Genomic DNA, 15289 nt, shown 5'->3' with positions numbered 1-15289 from the left:
CGCGCTGTTCGGCAAGCGCACTGAGGCCGCGAGCGCCCAGGATCGCCACGCCAACCTCGAGGTCGCCATCCTCCAGCGCATGGAGACCTTCGACGGTGCCGCCAGCGTGTTGACTCACCAACTTCGAGAGCTCGATCGACCAGGCGCTGCAGCGTTGCCTGAACTTCCGGGTCCGGGTTCCCGAGCCCGAGGTCGAGGAGCGCGCGGCGCTGTGGGCTGCTCCCGTTGCCGGCGACTGGGCTCACCGACGCGCCGTTCCAGACGCTGGCCGAGCAGTTCCGCATGACCGGCGGCTGGGCATCAAGAACGCGATCGTCCGGGCCGCGGTGGTCGCGGCGGGCGAGGACCGGAACCCTGACCGTCGACGATCTCTGGACCGGCGCCGATGCTGAGTACGCCGAGATGGGCAAGGTCCTGTCGACCCACACCCGGATGTGACCGCGATCGGGCGCGGCCGGATCGCGGTCGGATCGCGGTCGGGCGCGGCTTGATCGCGGTCGGATCGCGCGCGGCGGCCTGACCCGCGGTCGCCTTCCGCTATCGTCGCGCGCCTGTTCAGAGGGGGAGCCATGTACGCCGACAGCTCGCAGATGATCGCCGTTGTTAGCCAGCGGCACTGCGTCGATCGCATCAGTCGCAGCGGCCTTGCTGGTCGTGTCGCTGTTCCTGCCGTGGCTCAAGTCGAACAAGTCGATGGGCCTGTCGATGACGCTCCTGTCGATGAAGGCCTGCGCCGAAGACCGGTGCGAGTCGATGTCGAACCTGAAGATCGCGCGCGAGGCCATCGGCCTGACTGGCGGTCTTTCCATCCGCGGCCCGATCGCGATCGATGACGATCGGCCCCCCGCGTCGTGCCCGGGCCCGATCACCGGTTTTCGCATCTTCTGTCGCATCGCCCGGCGACGGTCTCTGGCGCACGCTGGGCGCAGTCGCCGTTTTCGTGTCGTGTTTATGGTGGTGGCCGGCGTCGCCGGTTGCCAGATGCTGTACCGGGCCCGCCCGAGTACGATCCCTTCACGCTGATCCGACCATGCCCCAGCCCCCGATGTGAGAGCCACGATGTCGCCGAGAGGAAAGACCCTTTCATCACCGGCGCCAGCCGGGCATCGGCCTGGCCATCGCGCTGCGCGCCGCGCGGGCCGGCGCCAACGTCGCGGTCGTCGCCAAGACCGCTGAGCCCGACCCGCGCCTGCCCGGCACGGTCTTCTCGGCGGCCGCGGAGATCGGCGCAGGCGGCAAGGCCGCGCCCTGCGTCGTCGACATCCGCCACGAGGATCAGGTCGCGGCCGCGGTGGCCAAGACCGTCGAGACCTTCGGCGGCATCGACATCCTGGTCAACAACGCCTCGGCGATCCACCTGACCGGCACCACGTCGACGCCGATGAAGCGCTACGACCTGATGCACCAGATCAACACCCGCGGCACGTTCGTGGTGCTCGCAGGCGTGCGTGCCGCACCTGAAGCAGGCCGCGAACCCGCACGTGCTCAACCTGTCGCCGCCGCTGAACATGGAGGCGCGCTGGTTCGCGCCGCACGTGGCCTACACGATGGCCAAGTTCGGCATGAGCATGTGCGTGCTGGGCATGGCCGAGGAGTTCCGCAAGGACGGCATCGCCTTCAACGCGCTGTGGCCGCGCACCGCCATCGCCACCGCCGCCGTCAAGAACCTGCTCGGCGGCGACGCCGCCATGAAGCTCCGCTCGCCCGAGGATCATGGCCGACGCGGCCTACGCGATCTTCAACCGGCCCAGCCGCGCGTGCACCGGCAACTTCTTCGTCGACGACGAGGTCCTCGCCGCCGAGGGCGTCACCGATCTGGCGAAGTACGCGATGGTGCCCGACGCCAACCTCATCCCCGACTTCTTCATCTGATGGCCGACGGCGATCCCTCCGACGAGGCCGTCGCCTTGCACGAAAGCGCGGCCGGACCCTGTGCGCCCAGGGCGATCTCCCGGGCGGGCTCGAGCTCCTGTTCGCGGCCTACCAGCGCGCGCCGCGCTGGCCGTACCCGCCCTACGACATGGCCTTCACCTACCTGCTGGCCGACCAGCTCGAGGAGGCCGAGCGCTGGTACGGGGTCGTCGACAAGCTGGCGCCGCGCGGCTTCTTCACCGCCAAGACCTCGCTCGCGACCGTCCGCCGCGAGCGCCACGGCGACCTGCCGGGCGGGTTCAGCAAGGCCTACGCGATGCTCGAGTGGCTGCCGCCGCGCGCGCGCCGCATTGCGCTCGAGGATCTGGTGGCCGAGCTGCCCGACTTCGCGCCGGCGTGGAAGGACCTGGCGGCGCTGCTCGAGGACGACGACGCGCGCCTGGCCGCGATCGTGCGCGGCCTGGCCGCGACCGAACCCGGACCGCCGGCGTGCTGCAGGTCAACCGGGCGCTGATCCTCGACCGCCGCGGCGAGCGCCGCCGAGCCATCGCGATCGTGCGCGCGATCGTCGACGATCCCGCGGCCACGCTGGCGTCGGCGCAGTTCGCCGAGGTGGTGCTGACCCAGCTCACCGCGGCGCCGACGACTGAGCTGACGCGGGCCGCCGGGCCACGGGCGCGCGACCGCGCCCAGCGCCAGCGCCGCCAGCGATCCGACGACGGGCCCCACGCCCAGGTCGAGGTCGTCCGCCGGCCGCGGCCGCGAGGGCCTGGACGTCCGACGGCAAGCGGCCGTGGGGCGTGGCCGCGGTCGCGCCGAACAACTCGCGGCGCGCCAGCCAGGCCAGGCCGAGGCCGAGCGCGACGACCAGCGTGGCCGGGCGCGCCACCGCGCGCGCGCCACCGCGAACAGCGCCAGCCCCGCGGCGCCGATCAGCGCGGCCGGCAGCGCGAACCCGCCGCGGATCCAGCCGGCCGCGCCCGCAGCGATCGTCGCCGCCACGACCATCAACGCGATCCGATCCGCGCGCGGCCAGCCCGACGCGGCCCAGCAGAACCGCCCCGACCACGGCCGGCGCCAGCGGCCCGGCCGCGGCGATCACCGCCGGGCTGCCCCGCCGTGGACCGTCACCGCGCCGCCGTCGGGCGCCAGCGCGATGGTCGCGACCGCGCCGCCGGTGACCACGACCGCCAGCGCGTGGCCGAGCTCGTGGATCACCGTCGCCAGCACCAGCACCGGGTACAGCAGGTAGCCGGCGTACGGCACCAGGTACAGCCCGGCGACCACCACCGCGATCACCCGGGCTGGGCGCGCGGCTAGCGACGCGATCGTCGCCGGACCTCCGCCGTCGGCGACGCAGGACTTGCCGCCGCACTTCGCGGCCTTGCACGCCGCCACCTTGGACGAGAAGCACGTGCGGCCGACCACGAAGAAGCAGTCGTCGCGGCTCCCGCCGTAGCGCCAGCCGTCCCAGTCCTTGCCCTTGTTCGACACGCGCTCGGGATCCTCGGCCTCGCGCACGGCCTCGGAGCCGTGCTTGCCGGTGCGCTTGCTGGTCTTCGCGCGCGGCTCCTCGGATGGCAGCGGCGGCCCCGCGCAGGCCGCGGTGACGAACAGGATCGTGGCAGCGACCAGGCGGCGCATGGTTCGGTCCAGGAATCATGCCATAGTTCGTCCCGTGGCTGCCGACGACGATCAGGTACGCGCGCGCCTGCGCGCGCTCGAGGCCGAGGTCGCCGCCACCACCGAGGTCGACCGCCAGCGCAAGGCCGACGCGCGCGAGCGCATCCTGGCCCGCCGGGCCGAGGCCGACGCGCTGCGCCGCCGCCAGGCCGAGCTGGTCGGACGACGCGCCCGCCCCACCGACGAGATCCCGGCCGAGCCCGACGAGCCGTCGATCGGCGCCCGCGCCGGCGACCTCGAGCGGGCGATGGTCCTGGCGCGCAAGGCCGGCGACGTCAAGGCCGAGCTGGCCCGGCCGACCAAGGCCGGCGAGAAGTCGTGGCTGATCTCGTCGGCGCTGTCGTTCTTCTTCGGGCCGCTCGGCTGGCTCTACGCCGGGTCGCTGCGCGGGACCATCCCGGTCGCGGCGGTGTACGTGATGGTCGCGGCGATCGTCTCAAGATCCTGCCGGCGTTCCTGCTGATGCCGGTGCTGATGGTGCTGCTGCCGCTGTCGGGCATCGCCGGGCTGGTCTACGCGATCGGCCACAACCGGGCCGGCAAGCGCATCAAGCTGTTCGGCGACGACGACGGCAAAGACTCGCGCGCGGGCCGGCTGCTCGGCCGCGGCAAGTCCGGCGACAAGCGCTAACGGCGGCGGCGGCGACGACGGCGGACGATCAGCGCGAGCACCAGCACGCCGAGCGCGCCGACCCCGAGCCCGACCAGCGCGATCGCGTCGGCGCCGACCGTCGCGATCCGGTGCACGCCGACGATCGGGCCGACCGCCGCGACCAGCGCGAGCCCGGTCGTGTCGATCACCTCGCCGAGGCGGGCGTAGGGCAGCGCGTACCAGCGCACCAGCATCGTCACCACGCCGCACGCCCCGGTCCAGGCCAGCGTGTCGACGACGACGTCGTCGGTCGGCAGCCCCGTCACGACCGCCAGGCCCGCCGCCGCGGCGACGATCAGCGCCGGGCCGACCAGCCAGTCCGGCAGGGACAGCGCGCTCAGCAGATCCTCGGCGGCCACGCCCCGATGGTAGCGCACGGACCGCCCTGACTGACCCGCCGACGTCGCTGTCCCGCCTACACCGTGCGCTGTCAAGCCGTGCACAGCGGCGCGGGTCGCCCATGGACTCCGCGCAGTTGCACCTGCGCCGCGGTTTGCATTGTCCGGACGGCGGACAGGGAGGTCCACCTAGAATGCGCATCGTCTATCCTGCGTCTGCGTTCTGCTTGATCGTGCTCGCCTGCAGCGATCCAGCGCCCAACGAGGTCCTCATCCAGCTCGCCCCCGAGGTGGTGTCGTCGATCGACGGCACGCTCCACGTCCGGGCGATGGCGGTCGAGATCGCACGCCGCTGGCGGGCGAGACCATGCGGCACGGTCGCCTACACCGACCGCAACGACGCCGACCACGCGATCATGGGCGCCGAGGCAAGACCGACGCCCGCGGCGCGTTCGAGGCGACGCTGGCCGGCCTGGCCTGGGAGGGCACCGGCACGGTCACCGCCGCGCTCGTGACCGGCGCCGGCGCGCCGATCCTGGCCGACGGGCTCCCGGTCGAGGGCACCGCGACCTTCGCGGTGCTCGACCGCACGCCGCCGACCGTCGAGATCCTGCCGCCGACGACCGACAACCACGTCGGCCCGGGCCTGCCGCTCGAGGTCGAGATCCACGTGGCCGACGAGATCGGCGTCAGCCAGGTGGTGTTCGAGGCCGCCGGGGAGCTCGAGACCACGCGGTCGTCGGTCATCGCCAGCGGCACGACCGACTCGACCGTGCGGTTCCGGGTCCGGATCCCGGACAACGCGCTGCCCGGCCCAACGATCACGCTGTACGCGCTCGCGACCGACCTGTCGGGCAACCAGGCCGCGGCCACGCCGGTGGTCTTGACGGTCGATCCGGCGGTGGCCATCGCCACGCCGCCCGGGCTGACCGGCACGCTGATCGCGACCGGCACCGACACGTTCCTGGCCGATCCGCGCGCGATCGCGGTCGGCCCTCACGACGGCAAGCTCTACGTCGCCGACCGCAGCACCAACGCCCCGTGCAACGGCGCCTGCATCCGCGCGGTCGACGCCACCACCGGCGTGGCCGACGCCAACGCGGTCGTGACCGGCGCCGGCGCGATCGAGGGCGTCGCGTTCGACGCCACCGGCGACAACCTCTACTTCAGCGATCGCCCCGATCGGATCATGCGGATGACCTGGAGCCCGCTGACCATGCGCTACGAGAGCGCGAACCCGTGCAACGTGATCGGCAACCAGAACCCGCGCGAGCCGTACCACCTGATCGTCGACGCCACGCTCGGCGTGCTGGTCGCCGACCGCGATCGCCAGCGGCTGGCGCGCCAGGCGGCGTGCACCCAGACCAGCCCGACCGCGCTGTCGACCGGCGGCGACTTCGACTTCCCCTGGGGCGTCGCGCTCGATCCGACCGGCCGGGTGTTCGTGTCCGACTTCAACCGCGACGAGGTGTCGCTGGTCGACCGCACGACCGGCGCGGTCACGCGGTTCGAGGACGCGCGCATCGCCGAGCCGCGCGGCATCGAGTGGCTGGCCGGCGGCGGCGCCGCGTTCGGCGACAGCCTGATGGTGACCAGCCGCGGCGACCGCACGGTCTACTCGACCCGCGGCGGCGGCAGCTCCCGGGCCGCGGTCTACCTGACCCGGGCCGCGATCGACGTCGCCGCGGCCGGCACGACCCTGTACCTCATCACCGAGCCCGGCAACGGCGCCCGCGGCCGGATCTTCCGGGTCACGGGGTTCTGATGCGGACCCTCGTCGTCCTGGCGGCCGCGGCCGGCGTCGCGCACGCCGAGCCGACCGTCGCCGCGCGCACCGGGCCGCCGACCGGCGTCGCGATCGGCGTCGAGCTGGGCCAGCCGTCGACCGTGACCGTGCGGTGGGCGACCCTGGCCGGCAAGCTCGGCGTCGGCGCCGGCGTCGGCACCGGCACGCTCGACGGCACCGGCCTGACGATCCGCGGCGGGGTCACGTTCGCGCCGGTGGTGCTGGCGGCCACCCCGCGCCGCGCAGTGCCGCTGTTCGTCGGCGTCGGCGCGCGCTACTACGCGCACCACTACGATCCCGCGTCGATCGACGAGCTGCCCGACCGCCACGTCGGGCTCGAGGCCACCGTCGGCGCGGCGCTGGTGCTGCGGGCGTCGCGCCTCGAGGTCTACCTCGACGGCGGCCCCGGCTACGACGTCGGCCGGAGCGACAGCTGCGGCTTCGCCTCGGGCGTCGCGACCCTGTGCCCGCACCAGGGCGCGTCGCGGCTGTACCTCCACGCCGCGGTGGGCCTGCGCTGGTACCTGGGCGTCGGCGGCTGACCCGCGGTCGGCGTCGGGCGCGGGTGTGGTTCCTTGCCCGATCGGCCGGGATTGGGCCTCTGCGGCTCCCGCTGGCCGCCGGGACGTGGCAAGGTCCGCGACCCGTGAAAGAACCACTGCCCGAGCGCTTCGACGACCTCGGCCTCATCGATCCGATCGCGCGCGCGGTGCGAGAGCAAGGCTACGAGCGTCCGACCCCGATCCAGGCCCGCGCCATCCCCCACCTGCTCGAGGGCCGCGACCTGCTGGGCCTGGCCCAGACCGGCACCGGCAAGACCGCGGCGTTCGCGCTGCCGATCCTGCAGCGCCTGGTGACGCCGGCCCGGCCCGCGGTCCGCGGCCCGCGGCCGATCCGGGTGCTGATCCTGACGCCGACCCGCGAGCTGGCGTCGCAGATCGCCGAGAGCTTCAACACCTACGGCAAACACCTGCACCTGCGCACGGTCGTGATCTTCGGCGGCGTCGGCATGGAGCCCCAGAAGCAGGCGCTGCGCAGCGGCATCGACATCCTGATCGCCACGCCCGGCCGCCTGCTCGACCTCATGCGCAGCAGCGTTGGCGACTTTTCGAAACTCGAAGTGTTCGTGCTCGACGAGGCCGACCGCATGCTCGACATGGGGTTCATCCACGACGTGCGGCGGGTGATCCGGCTCCTGCCCGACCGCCGCCAGACGCTGTTCTTCTCGGCGACGATGCCGCCCGAGGCCCAGGCGCTGGCCGACCAGCTGCTCAGGACCCGGTCCGGGTCGCGGTGGCCCCGGTGTCGTCGACCGCCGAGAAGGTCGAGCAAGAGGTCGCCTACGTCGACAAGGCCGACAAGCGCGCCCTCTTGATCGAGCTCCTGCGCGACGTCGGCATGCGCCGGGTGCTGGTGTTCTCGCGCACCAAGCACGGCGCCAACAAGATCGCCGACCACCTCGAGAAGAGCGACGTCGGCGCGGCCGCGATCCACGGCAACAAGTCGCAGAGCGCGCGCGAGCGGGCCCTGGCCGACTTCAAGGCCGGCAAGATCCGGGTGCTGGTCGCGACCGACATCGCCGCCCGCGGCATCGACATCGACGAGATCACCCACGTCGTCAACTTCGACCTGCCCGAGGTCGCCGAGCAGTACGTCCACCGGATCGGCCGCACCGCCCGCGCCGGCGCGTCGGGCTACGCGGTGTCGTTCTGCGAGGCCGACGAGCGCGAGCTGCTGGTCGCGATCGAGCGGCTCATCCGCATCAACATCCCGGTGATCGAGGGCCACCCGTTCGAGGATCGGGCGCCGCGGCCGCTGCGCCCGGGCGAGCGGGTCGCGATGTCGCCCCAGGCGCAGATGCAGGCGCGGCGCGACGAGCTGCGCCGGTCGTCGCCGCGGCGGACGCGCCCCGGCGCGATGATCACCGCCGCGAGCCGGCGCGCCCCGAGGGGCAGCGCCCGGCCACGTCCGCGCCGGCGCCCGCGGGCGCCCCGCGCCCCGGTGGTGGCGGCGGTCGGCGGCGGCGGCGGGTGGCGGCGGCGGCGGCCGCCCGTCATAGCTCGACGGCGACCGCGACGATCGCGCTGATCGGCGCCTGGTACCGGGTCGGCTGGCCGTAGCCGTCGACGCGCAGGGCCGGGTTGCCCTCGACGACGTCGTCCTTGAGCCAGATCAGATCGCCGGCGTCGCCGCCGACGATCGGCGACGCGTCGCGCGCGAACGACTCCTCGACCGCGACCACGCCGCGGCGATCGAACAGGTTCCAGACGTCGAGCGTCGCGCTCCAGCGACCGCGGCGCGCGCCGACGTGCAGGTTGGCCTGGGTCAAGGCCGGCAGGCGCCCGAGCGCGCCGCGCGGCACCGCGAAGGTCTGGCCGCGGCCGATGCGCGCGCTGCGGGGTCGTCCCGACGCGGCGGTCGCGCGGACGCCACCGTCGAGGGCGAGGCCGCGCCAGCGCCCGCGCAGCGCCAGCTCGGCGAAGAACCGGTGCGGCTGATCGCCGGGCAGCGCGCCGCTGGCGTTGGCGTACGCCGCCGACGGGCCCTCGTCGAACAGCGACGACCCGCCGAGCTGGTAGCCCTCGACCGGATCGTACGGCCCGGCCAGTTGCCGCGCAGCCGCGACCACGTGTAGCCGAGCCGCACCGCCAGCTTGCCGGTCGGCGCGCTGGTCAGCCAGCTCGCGACCTCGTCGTACTCGCGGGTCGCGACCGCGCCGGCGGCGGCGCCGGCGGTCCCGAGCGCGCCGAGCTCGTCGTCGAGCGCGCGCCCCAGGTGACGGTTGCGGCACCGACACGCCCAGGCGGACGACGTCGGGCTGGCCGACCTCGACGCCGGCCAGCGCCTCGTCGACCCGGGTGCCGCGGGCGTCGGGCTGGACCGCCTCGCCGGCGCTGCCCCCGAGCGACTCGTCGGCGCTGCCGGCGAAGGTCAGCGTCTGCAAGAGCGTCGGCCCGGCGTAGACGACCGCGCCCAGGCCGGCACCACCGGCGCGTAGCGCGCCCCCAGGCCACGAACGCGCGCGACCGGCCGCCGCCGAGGAAGTCCCAGGCGGCGCTGGCCCGCGGCAGCACCTCGCGCAGGGTCAGCGCGGTGCCGAGCTGGCTCGACTGCGCGCGCACGCCGTACTCGACCGCGATCTCCGGCGCCGGCCGCCAGGTGTCGGCGACGAACGCGGCGACGGTGCGGGTGCGGTAGGTGATCGTCGCGCGATCCAGGAACGTGCACGCGGTGCCGGCGCAGGTGTCGGGGCCGTCGCCGACCTCGACCAGCTGGTAGTCGATGAACGCGTCAGGGGCTGAGCCGCTGCCGGATGAGGCCGCCGCTGTAGCGCGCGGCGCTGACCGCGCGCACGTCGTCGCCGGCGACGCCGAGCGCCAGGCGATGGGCGCCGTGGGTGTGGACCACCTCGGCGTGGGCGCTCGGGCGATCGATCGTGAGCTGGCCCAGCGCGCCGGCGCCGCCGGTCCAGTAGAACCGGTCGCGATCGGGCAGTTCGCGATCAGCGGGGCAGGCGTCGCCGGTGCCGTCGGCGCAGGCCGCGCGCACCTGCTGATCGAGCGTCGCCGATCGGCAGCTCGGTGACCGGGGGCACGTAGGCCGAGCCGATCGCGGGCGCGTCGCCGGCGGCAATGCGCGCGTCGTCGGTGCGGTCGCTGCGGAACCACGCGCCCTGGAGCCGCACCGAGGTCGCGCCCCACTGGCCGCGCCAGGTCGCGCTGGCGGTGCCGACCAGGCTGGTCCGCTCGACGCCGGCGGCGCTGTCCTCGGCCGGGACGATCCAGCGCGGGCTGCGCGCGACCTCGCCCAGCGCGGTGACGTCGAGCTGATGGTGCCCGAACCGCAGCCCCGCGCGCGCGACGAACGGCACGTCGTACGCGATCGCGGCGCGCTCGCCGCTGGCGATCGCCTCGTGGACGATCGCCCCGGCGCCGTCGCGATCCGCCACGCCGTCGCCGTCGGCGTCGGCCTGCCGGAACGCCGCGCGCTCGAGGCTCTGATCGGTGAGCCGCGGCGCGACCCCGACGAGGTACCAGGGCCGGCCGCCGGCGACGGCCGGCAGCGGCCCGCTGACCACGGCCTCGGCCGCGATCGTCCGCAGGCCGACCAGGCGGCCGCGGAACGGCGTGAACTGCGAGCGCGCGCGCGGCAGCCACGGCGCGGCCAGGCCGGCCCAGCCACGCGGCCCTCGGCCGCGGCGACGGCCCCGGCGGTGCGCGGCCGCGCGTCGACGGCCGCGCCCACGCCGACGCCGCTGTCGGCGCCGACCCGGCGGTGCCGACGGTGGGGTCCTCGACGAACGCGAGCGGCACGGTCAGGCCGGGAGGCCGCCGGTGTAGGGCGCGTCGATCGGCGCACCGTCGACGGTCCAGTGGCTGTCGACGCCGGTCGCGCCGCTGGCGCTCAGGCCGGCGTCGTCGCGGCCGGTGCCGATCACCGCGCCGGCGACCGCGCCGACGTCGGCGTCGAGGCTCGGCAGCCGCCGCAGGAACGCGCGGGTCAGCACGGTCGTGAGCGCGGCCGGCGCCGCGGCGTCGCGGCGCGGGCACGGCAGCAGCTGGGCGTCGGGGCAGCGCGCCAGCGGCCGGCGCTGGGGCTGCGGTCGAACAGCGCGCCAGTGGCCGGCGGCGTCGGCTTCCGATCGAACAGCGCGCCGGTGTCCGGCGGCGTCGGCGGGCCGCGTCGTCCGCGACCGCGGGCGTGAACGCGGTCGCCACCAGTAGCGCGACGACCCACCATCGGCGAGCATCTCGACAGGATGGCGACGCCCGAACCATGGCCGGCAGCATCGCACGGACCGCTCACCGAGGTCGCGACCGACCTGTGGATCGTGGACGCCGAGCTGCCCGACCTGCCGATCGGCCGGCGCATGACGCTGTGGCGGACCGCCGACGGCGGGCTCGCCGCGCACAGCGCGGTCGCGTGCGACGCCGCGACGATGGCGCAGCTCGACGCGCTCGGCCCGGTGCGCTGGATCGTCGTGCCGAGCGGGTTCCACCGCCTGGACGCGCCGCGCTGGAAGGCCCGCTACCCCGACGCCCGGGTCGTCGCGATGCCGGCCGCCCACCGCCGCGTCGGCGCCCGGGTCCCGGTCGACGGCGACTACGGCGCCCTGCCGACCGGCGGCCGGGTCGAGGTCGAGCCGCTCGCCGGCGTGCCCGCCGAGGCGGTGTTCATCCACCGCGCCGACGACGCCAGGCTGACGCTGATCTTCAACGACGGGTTCATGAACCTGCCCGATCGCCTGCCCGGCGCGAAGGGCTGGGTGATGAAGCTGCTCGGCTCGACCGGCGGCCCCAAGGTGACCTGGACCGCGCGCACGTTCATCGTCAAGGACTGAAGCGCGCCTACGCCGATCACCTGCGGCGGCTGGCCGCGCGCCGGGCCTCGCGCGCATCATCCCCCGCCACGGCGCGGTGCTGACCGAGGGCGCCGCGCCGCGGCTCGCGCCGCCGCCGCCGATCGCCTGCACCGGCGTAACCGCCGCCGCGCCCGGCGTCGAAGGACGGTGCCGGAGATCCCGCGCGAGCGCCTGACCGTGGTGGCCGATCGTCCGGATCGGGCCCGGGCGGCGTACGTGCTGTACTGGATGATCGGCGCCCGGCGCGCGACCGCGAGCTTCGCGCTCGATCACGCCGTCGCGCGCGCGACCGCGCTGGGCCTGCCGCTCCTGGTGTTCGAGCCGCTCCGCGTCGGCTACCGCTGGGCCAGCGATCGCATGCACCGGTTCGTGCTCGACGGCATGGCCGCCAACGCCGCGGCGTTCGCGGCGGCCGGCGTCACCTACTACCCGTACGTCGAGCCCCCGCCCGGCGCCGGCCGCGGCCTGCTGGCGGCGCTCGCGGCGCGGGCCGCGGTGGTCATCGCCGACAAAGCAGCCCGGGTTCTTCCTGCCGGCGATGGTCGCCGCCGCGGGCCGCCAGCTCGACGGCCGCCTCGAGCTGATCGACGGCGTCGGCCTCCTGCCGCTGCGCGCCCACGGCCGCGCGTTCGCCACCGCCGCGGCGTTCCGCTGGCACTGGCAGAAGGTGCTCGGCGCCCACCTCGGTCAGCGGGCCGAGCCCGCGGCCCGCTGGCGCGCGCGGCCGCCACGCTCGGGGCGCCGCGATCCCCGGCGCGATCCTGCGGGCGCTGGCCCGCGGCCACCGCGGCGCTGCTCGCCGGCGCCGGCCTCGATCGCCCTGCCGATCGATCACGCCGTGGGCCCGGTCGACGATCGCGGCGGCGCGCCCGCGGCCGCCGCCGTGCTGCGCAGCTTCGTCGCGACCCGCCTGCCTCGCTACGCCGACGCCCGCAACCAGCCCGAGGTCGCGGCCGCCAGCGGCCTGTCGCCGTACCTGCACTTCGGCCACATGGGCGCCCACACGATCGTCGACGCGGTCTGGCGCGGCGCCGGCTCGTCGCCGGCGGCGCTGGCCGGGCACCGCGCGACCGGCAGCCGCGACGGCTGGTGGGGCCTGCCGCGGGCGGCCGAGGCGTTCATGGACGAGCTGTTCACCTGGCGCGAGCTCGGCTACGGCTTCTGCCACCACCGCGCCGACTACGATCGCTACGAGTCGCTGCCGCCGTGGGCCGGACCTCGCTCGACGCCCACGCCGGCGATCCGCGCCCGCACCGCTACACCTCGCGCCGAGCTCGAGCGCGCCGCCGCCCACGATCGCTCTGGAACGCGGCCCAGCGCCAGCTCGTCGCCGAGGGCCGCATCCACAACTACCTGCGCATGCTCTGGGGCAAGAAAGATCCTCGAGTGGTAGCCCGTCGCCGCAGGCGCGCTGGCGCGCTGATCGAGCTCAACAACCGCTACGCGCTCGACGGCCGCGGCCCCAACTCGTACAGCGGCATCTTCTGGACCTGGGCCGGTTCGATCGCCCGTGGGGCCGGAGCGCCCGATCTTCGGCGTGATCCGCTACATGTCCTCGGACAACACCGCGCGCAAGGTGCGGGTCAGCGCTACCTCGAGCGCTGGTCGGCGCAACCGTCGCTGCTGTGAGCGCGCGGCGCCGCAGCGGCGCTACCGCTGAAACCGCACGAACTGCCGCGGCGCCCGGCGGGTGCGGGTGCAGCGGGTCGACGCCGGCATCAGCACGAACGACAGCGCGGCGCGGCCGCGCGGTGGTGGTTGCGGCGCGAGCGGTGCCGGACCAGGTTGTGCAAGAGCAGCACCTCGCCCGACCGCCGGCACCGCGACCGCCGCGCGCGTCGACGAGCGCGTCGGGGATCGTCCCGCCCGCGGGCGTGGCCAGCCCGCCGCGGTGGCTGCCCGGCACCAGCTCGACGCAGCCGCTCGCGACCGGCGCGTCGTCGAGCGCGGTCCACAGGGTCACGGTCGGCTGCGCGGTCAGGCCCCGAAGTTGCCGCCGTCCTGGTGCCACGGCAGCTCGGGTGCCGCCCGCCGTCGTCGCGGACGCGGCCTTGGGTCAGATCACCGCGCGGCACAGCGCGACCTCGTCGCCGATGAGCGCGCGCGCGATCCGCGCGAACAGCGGGTTGTCGAGCCACGCGCGCACGACCGGATCGCGCTCGACGCCCTCGCTGTTCCGGTGGTACGCCCGCGACGGCCCGGATCCAGCCCGTCGGACGGCAGATCGTCGTAGGCGCCGGTCGGGGCGTCGTGCTGAAAGAACATGCCGTCGCGGGCGGTCCCGTCCATCAGCCCGTCGACCCGCTCGATCAGCGGCGCGCGCCGCCTGGTCGCGCATTGGCCCAGGCGCGCCCAGCCCTGGGCCGCCACGCGCCGCCAGCCGCTCGGCGAGCTCGACGGTGCGCGCTGGTCGGTGAGCACGGGCCTGGAATCTACCCGACTCGCGCCTGGCCCACAGCGAAAGTAGGATGTCGACGATGCGCCGCTCCCCAGTCTGCGCTCCGCTGTTCTCGCTCCACTCGTCGTCGCTGCGCGGCTTACGACGCGACCCGCAGGTCGGCGAGTGGCGAGGACTACTGCGACCTCATCGGCCCCTTTGCTCCCGGGCGCCGTGGCGCAGTACTCCGATCGCAACAGCTGCCCTGGCGACCTGCGAGGTGATGCCGCTGGGCGAACCGGCGACCCGCCGGCCACCACCGTCGCGTGCCCGGACGTATCCCAGGCCGCGGCCGCGGAGCTCGACGCGGCGGCCACGTGCCCCCCAGCGCCGGGCCCGGCGGCGCCAGCGTGTGCCCGGAGCGACTGCGAGCTTCTGCGCGATGACCGACGGGGATCTGCGGCGACCTGTCGCCGTACGCGACCAGCGCCGAGTGCTTGTCGGCGTGCGCCGGCTTCGCGTCGCTGTCGCCGTTCGACGCCAGCGACATCGCCGGCGGCACGATCGAGTGCCGCCTCTGCCACCTGACCGCGGCCTCGGTCGCGCCCGGCACCTTGCTGCCCCACCTCGCGGTGGTCAGCAGCACCTGCCAGTGAGCCGGCGGCCAGCGAAGCCAGCAGCTCAGGCGCGCGGCGGCATGACGACCTTCAGGATCCGCACGCTCAGGCCGATCCCGGGAAGGTCACCTTGCGCGGAGTTCTTGTAGTACTCGCCGTCGATCACCGGCTCAGGCAGCTCGCCGGCGGTCGCATCCAGGCGACGTCATCTCGCGGCACGGCCGGTCAGGGACCTCGCGGCCGATCATCCCGTCGCCGCGCCATCCGCGGCAGGTTGCGCTGCGATCGCCCACGGCGACGGCGTGCCGACCAGCGCGTTCATCAGGCCGGCCTGATCGGCCTTGCCGAAGAACGCAGGCACGTTGCCCAGGTTGATCGACATCGACGCGACGTGGATGCCGGTAGACTCATCGCCGGGCGACACCATGCCGTCGATCGACGCAGCAACGCAGGTCAGGCGGAACATCGAGCAGGGCGTACTCGCCCAGGCGGCGCCAGCGCCGGCACGTGGCGGAGCGGCGTCAGCGAGACCGGCATCGACGGGAGCGTGCAGGTCGACCAGCCTTCATGATCGTGCGCGGATTTGGGATCCGCGGCCTCGTA

General features: G+C 74.7%; 18 protein-coding genes and 2 pseudogenes. 12 read left to right on the top strand and 8 right to left on the bottom strand.

All coding sequences use genetic code 11. The features are described from left to right. The first annotated feature begins 225 nt into the window (after positions 1-225). The 4 genes and pseudogenes from IPL61_12095 to IPL61_12080 all read left to right on the top strand — a co-directional run bounded on the left by IPL61_12095 (position 226) and on the right by IPL61_12080 (position 2386). Positions 226-438 (top strand): hypothetical protein, encoded by a 213-nt coding sequence (locus tag IPL61_12095; GenBank protein ID MBK9032044.1) that lies wholly within the window; start codon positions 226-228, stop codon positions 436-438. Between the two features lie 216 nt (positions 439-654). Continuing rightward, positions 655-1023 (top strand): hypothetical protein, encoded by a 369-nt coding sequence (locus IPL61_12090; protein MBK9032043.1) that lies wholly within the window; start codon positions 655-657, stop codon positions 1021-1023. Next, a pseudogene (locus IPL61_12085) lies at positions 1023-1872 on the top strand (NAD(P)-dependent oxidoreductase). Before IPL61_12090 ends, IPL61_12085 begins: the two are co-directional and overlap by 1 nt. A gap of 148 nt (positions 1873-2020) precedes the next feature. Beyond that, positions 2021-2386 carry a hypothetical protein gene (locus IPL61_12080; GenBank protein MBK9032042.1) on the top strand — a complete coding sequence of 122 codons (366 nt, stop codon included), beginning with the start codon at positions 2021-2023 and terminating at the stop codon, positions 2384-2386. A gap of 584 nt (positions 2387-2970) precedes the next feature. On the opposite strand, the gene IPL61_12075 is transcribed toward IPL61_12080, so the two are convergent. After that, complete coding sequence (locus tag IPL61_12075) at positions 2971-3516, bottom strand: M50 family metallopeptidase (protein ID MBK9032041.1); 546 nt, start codon at positions 3514-3516, stop codon at positions 2971-2973. A gap of 34 nt (positions 3517-3550) precedes the next feature. Here IPL61_12075 and IPL61_12070 point away from each other — a divergent pair, with 34 nt between their 5' ends. Further along, positions 3551-4018, top strand: a complete 468-nt coding sequence (locus tag IPL61_12070) for a hypothetical protein (GenBank protein ID MBK9032040.1) — start codon at positions 3551-3553, stop codon at positions 4016-4018. After that, complete coding sequence (locus IPL61_12065) at positions 4018-4185, top strand: hypothetical protein (protein ID MBK9032039.1); 168 nt, start codon at positions 4018-4020, stop codon at positions 4183-4185. Before IPL61_12070 ends, IPL61_12065 begins: the two co-directional genes overlap by 1 nt. Here IPL61_12065 and IPL61_12060 read toward each other — a convergent pair. Then, a complete protein-coding gene (locus IPL61_12060) occupies positions 4182-4565 on the bottom strand; it encodes a hypothetical protein (GenBank protein ID MBK9032038.1) in 384 nt (127 codons plus the stop codon). The two genes, IPL61_12065 and IPL61_12060, sit on opposite strands and share 4 nt — an antisense overlap. A gap of 346 nt (positions 4566-4911) precedes the next feature. Between IPL61_12060 and IPL61_12055 the strand changes: the two genes are divergently transcribed. The 3 genes and pseudogenes from IPL61_12055 (at position 4912) to IPL61_12045 (ending at position 8418) form a co-directional block, all read left to right on the top strand. Then, complete coding sequence (locus tag IPL61_12055) at positions 4912-6309, top strand: hypothetical protein (GenBank protein ID MBK9032037.1); 1398 nt, start codon at positions 4912-4914, stop codon at positions 6307-6309. Continuing rightward, positions 6309-6872 (top strand): hypothetical protein, encoded by a 564-nt coding sequence (locus IPL61_12050; GenBank protein ID MBK9032036.1) that lies wholly within the window; start codon positions 6309-6311, stop codon positions 6870-6872. The genes IPL61_12055 and IPL61_12050 overlap by 1 nt, the downstream gene beginning before the upstream one ends. Positions 6873-6988: 116 nt before the next feature. Further along, positions 6989-8418, top strand: a pseudogene (locus IPL61_12045) (DEAD/DEAH box helicase). On the opposite strand, the gene IPL61_12040 reads toward IPL61_12045, so the two are convergent. From IPL61_12040 to IPL61_12025, 4 genes are all read right to left on the bottom strand, one after another. Continuing rightward, positions 8384-9274 carry a hypothetical protein gene (locus tag IPL61_12040; GenBank protein MBK9032035.1) on the bottom strand — a complete coding sequence of 297 codons (891 nt, stop codon included), beginning with the start codon at positions 9272-9274 and terminating at the stop codon, positions 8384-8386. The pseudogene IPL61_12045 and the gene IPL61_12040 sit on opposite strands and share 35 nt — an antisense overlap. A 347-nt stretch (positions 9275-9621) precedes the next feature. Continuing rightward, positions 9622-9879, bottom strand: coding sequence for a hypothetical protein (locus tag IPL61_12035; GenBank protein ID MBK9032034.1), 258 nt, complete (start codon positions 9877-9879; stop codon positions 9622-9624). Beyond that, positions 9833-10408 carry a hypothetical protein gene (locus IPL61_12030; protein MBK9032033.1) on the bottom strand — a complete coding sequence of 192 codons (576 nt, stop codon included), beginning with the start codon at positions 10406-10408 and terminating at the stop codon, positions 9833-9835. The genes IPL61_12035 and IPL61_12030 overlap by 47 nt, the downstream gene beginning before the upstream one ends. Positions 10409-10645: 237 nt before the next feature. After that, a complete protein-coding gene (locus tag IPL61_12025; GenBank protein MBK9032032.1) occupies positions 10646-11080 on the bottom strand; it encodes a hypothetical protein in 435 nt (144 codons plus the stop codon). 9 nt (positions 11081-11089) lie between these two features. Between IPL61_12025 and IPL61_12020 the strand changes: the two genes are divergently transcribed. After that, entirely contained in the window at positions 11090-11671 is a 582-nt protein-coding gene (locus tag IPL61_12020) for a hypothetical protein (protein ID MBK9032031.1), read from the top strand. 559 nt (positions 11672-12230) lie between these two features. Then, positions 12231-13085: a hypothetical protein gene (locus IPL61_12015; protein MBK9032030.1), complete on the top strand. Its 855-nt coding sequence runs from the start codon at positions 12231-12233 to the stop codon at positions 13083-13085. Between the two features lie 36 nt (positions 13086-13121). Here the strand turns inward: IPL61_12015 and IPL61_12010 are convergent, their stop codons facing one another. Continuing rightward, positions 13122-13655, bottom strand: a complete 534-nt coding sequence (locus IPL61_12010) for a phytanoyl-CoA dioxygenase family protein (protein ID MBK9032029.1) — start codon at positions 13653-13655, stop codon at positions 13122-13124. Between the two features lie 911 nt (positions 13656-14566). Between IPL61_12010 and IPL61_12005 the strand changes: the two genes are divergently transcribed. Beyond that, on the top strand, positions 14567-14725 hold the full coding sequence (locus IPL61_12005) for a hypothetical protein (protein MBK9032028.1): 159 nt from the start codon (positions 14567-14569) through the stop codon (positions 14723-14725). 205 nt (positions 14726-14930) lie between these two features. On the opposite strand, the gene IPL61_12000 is transcribed toward IPL61_12005, so the two are convergent. Continuing rightward, positions 14931-15152, bottom strand: a complete 222-nt coding sequence (locus IPL61_12000; GenBank protein ID MBK9032027.1) for a hypothetical protein — start codon at positions 15150-15152, stop codon at positions 14931-14933. Between the last annotated feature and the right edge of the window lie 137 nt (positions 15153-15289).

This window comes from Myxococcales bacterium (assembly GCA_016717005.1).
Lineage (GTDB): Bacteria > Myxococcota_A > Polyangia > Haliangiales > Haliangiaceae > UBA2376.
Note: the sequence above shows the minus strand (reverse complement) of the source record. Positions and strands in the feature narration are given on the sequence as shown.

Bases quoted from the DNA above. Each gene is read 5' to 3' on its own strand.
- IPL61_12080 (MBK9032042.1), top strand. From the start codon at position 2,021: ATGGCCTTCACCTACCTGCTGGCCGACCAGCTCGAGGAGGCCGAGCGC.
- IPL61_12075 (MBK9032041.1), bottom strand. From the start codon at position 3,516: ATGCGCCGCCTGGTCGCTGCCACGATCCTGTTCGTCACCGCGGCCTGC.
- IPL61_12065 (MBK9032039.1), top strand. From the start codon at position 4,018: ATGCCGGTGCTGATGGTGCTGCTGCCGCTGTCGGGCATCGCCGGGCTG.
- IPL61_12055 (MBK9032037.1), top strand. From the start codon at position 4,912: ATGCGGCACGGTCGCCTACACCGACCGCAACGACGCCGACCACGCGAT.
- IPL61_12050 (MBK9032036.1), top strand. From the start codon at position 6,309: ATGCGGACCCTCGTCGTCCTGGCGGCCGCGGCCGGCGTCGCGCACGCC.
- IPL61_12025 (MBK9032032.1), bottom strand. From the start codon at position 11,080: ATGCTCGCCGATGGTGGGTCGTCGCGCTACTGGTGGCGACCGCGTTCA.
- IPL61_12020 (MBK9032031.1), top strand. From the start codon at position 11,090: ATGGCGACGCCCGAACCATGGCCGGCAGCATCGCACGGACCGCTCACC.
- IPL61_12015 (MBK9032030.1), top strand. From the start codon at position 12,231: ATGGTCGCCGCCGCGGGCCGCCAGCTCGACGGCCGCCTCGAGCTGATC.
- IPL61_12000 (MBK9032027.1), bottom strand. From the start codon at position 15,152: ATGTTCCGCCTGACCTGCGTTGCTGCGTCGATCGACGGCATGGTGTCG.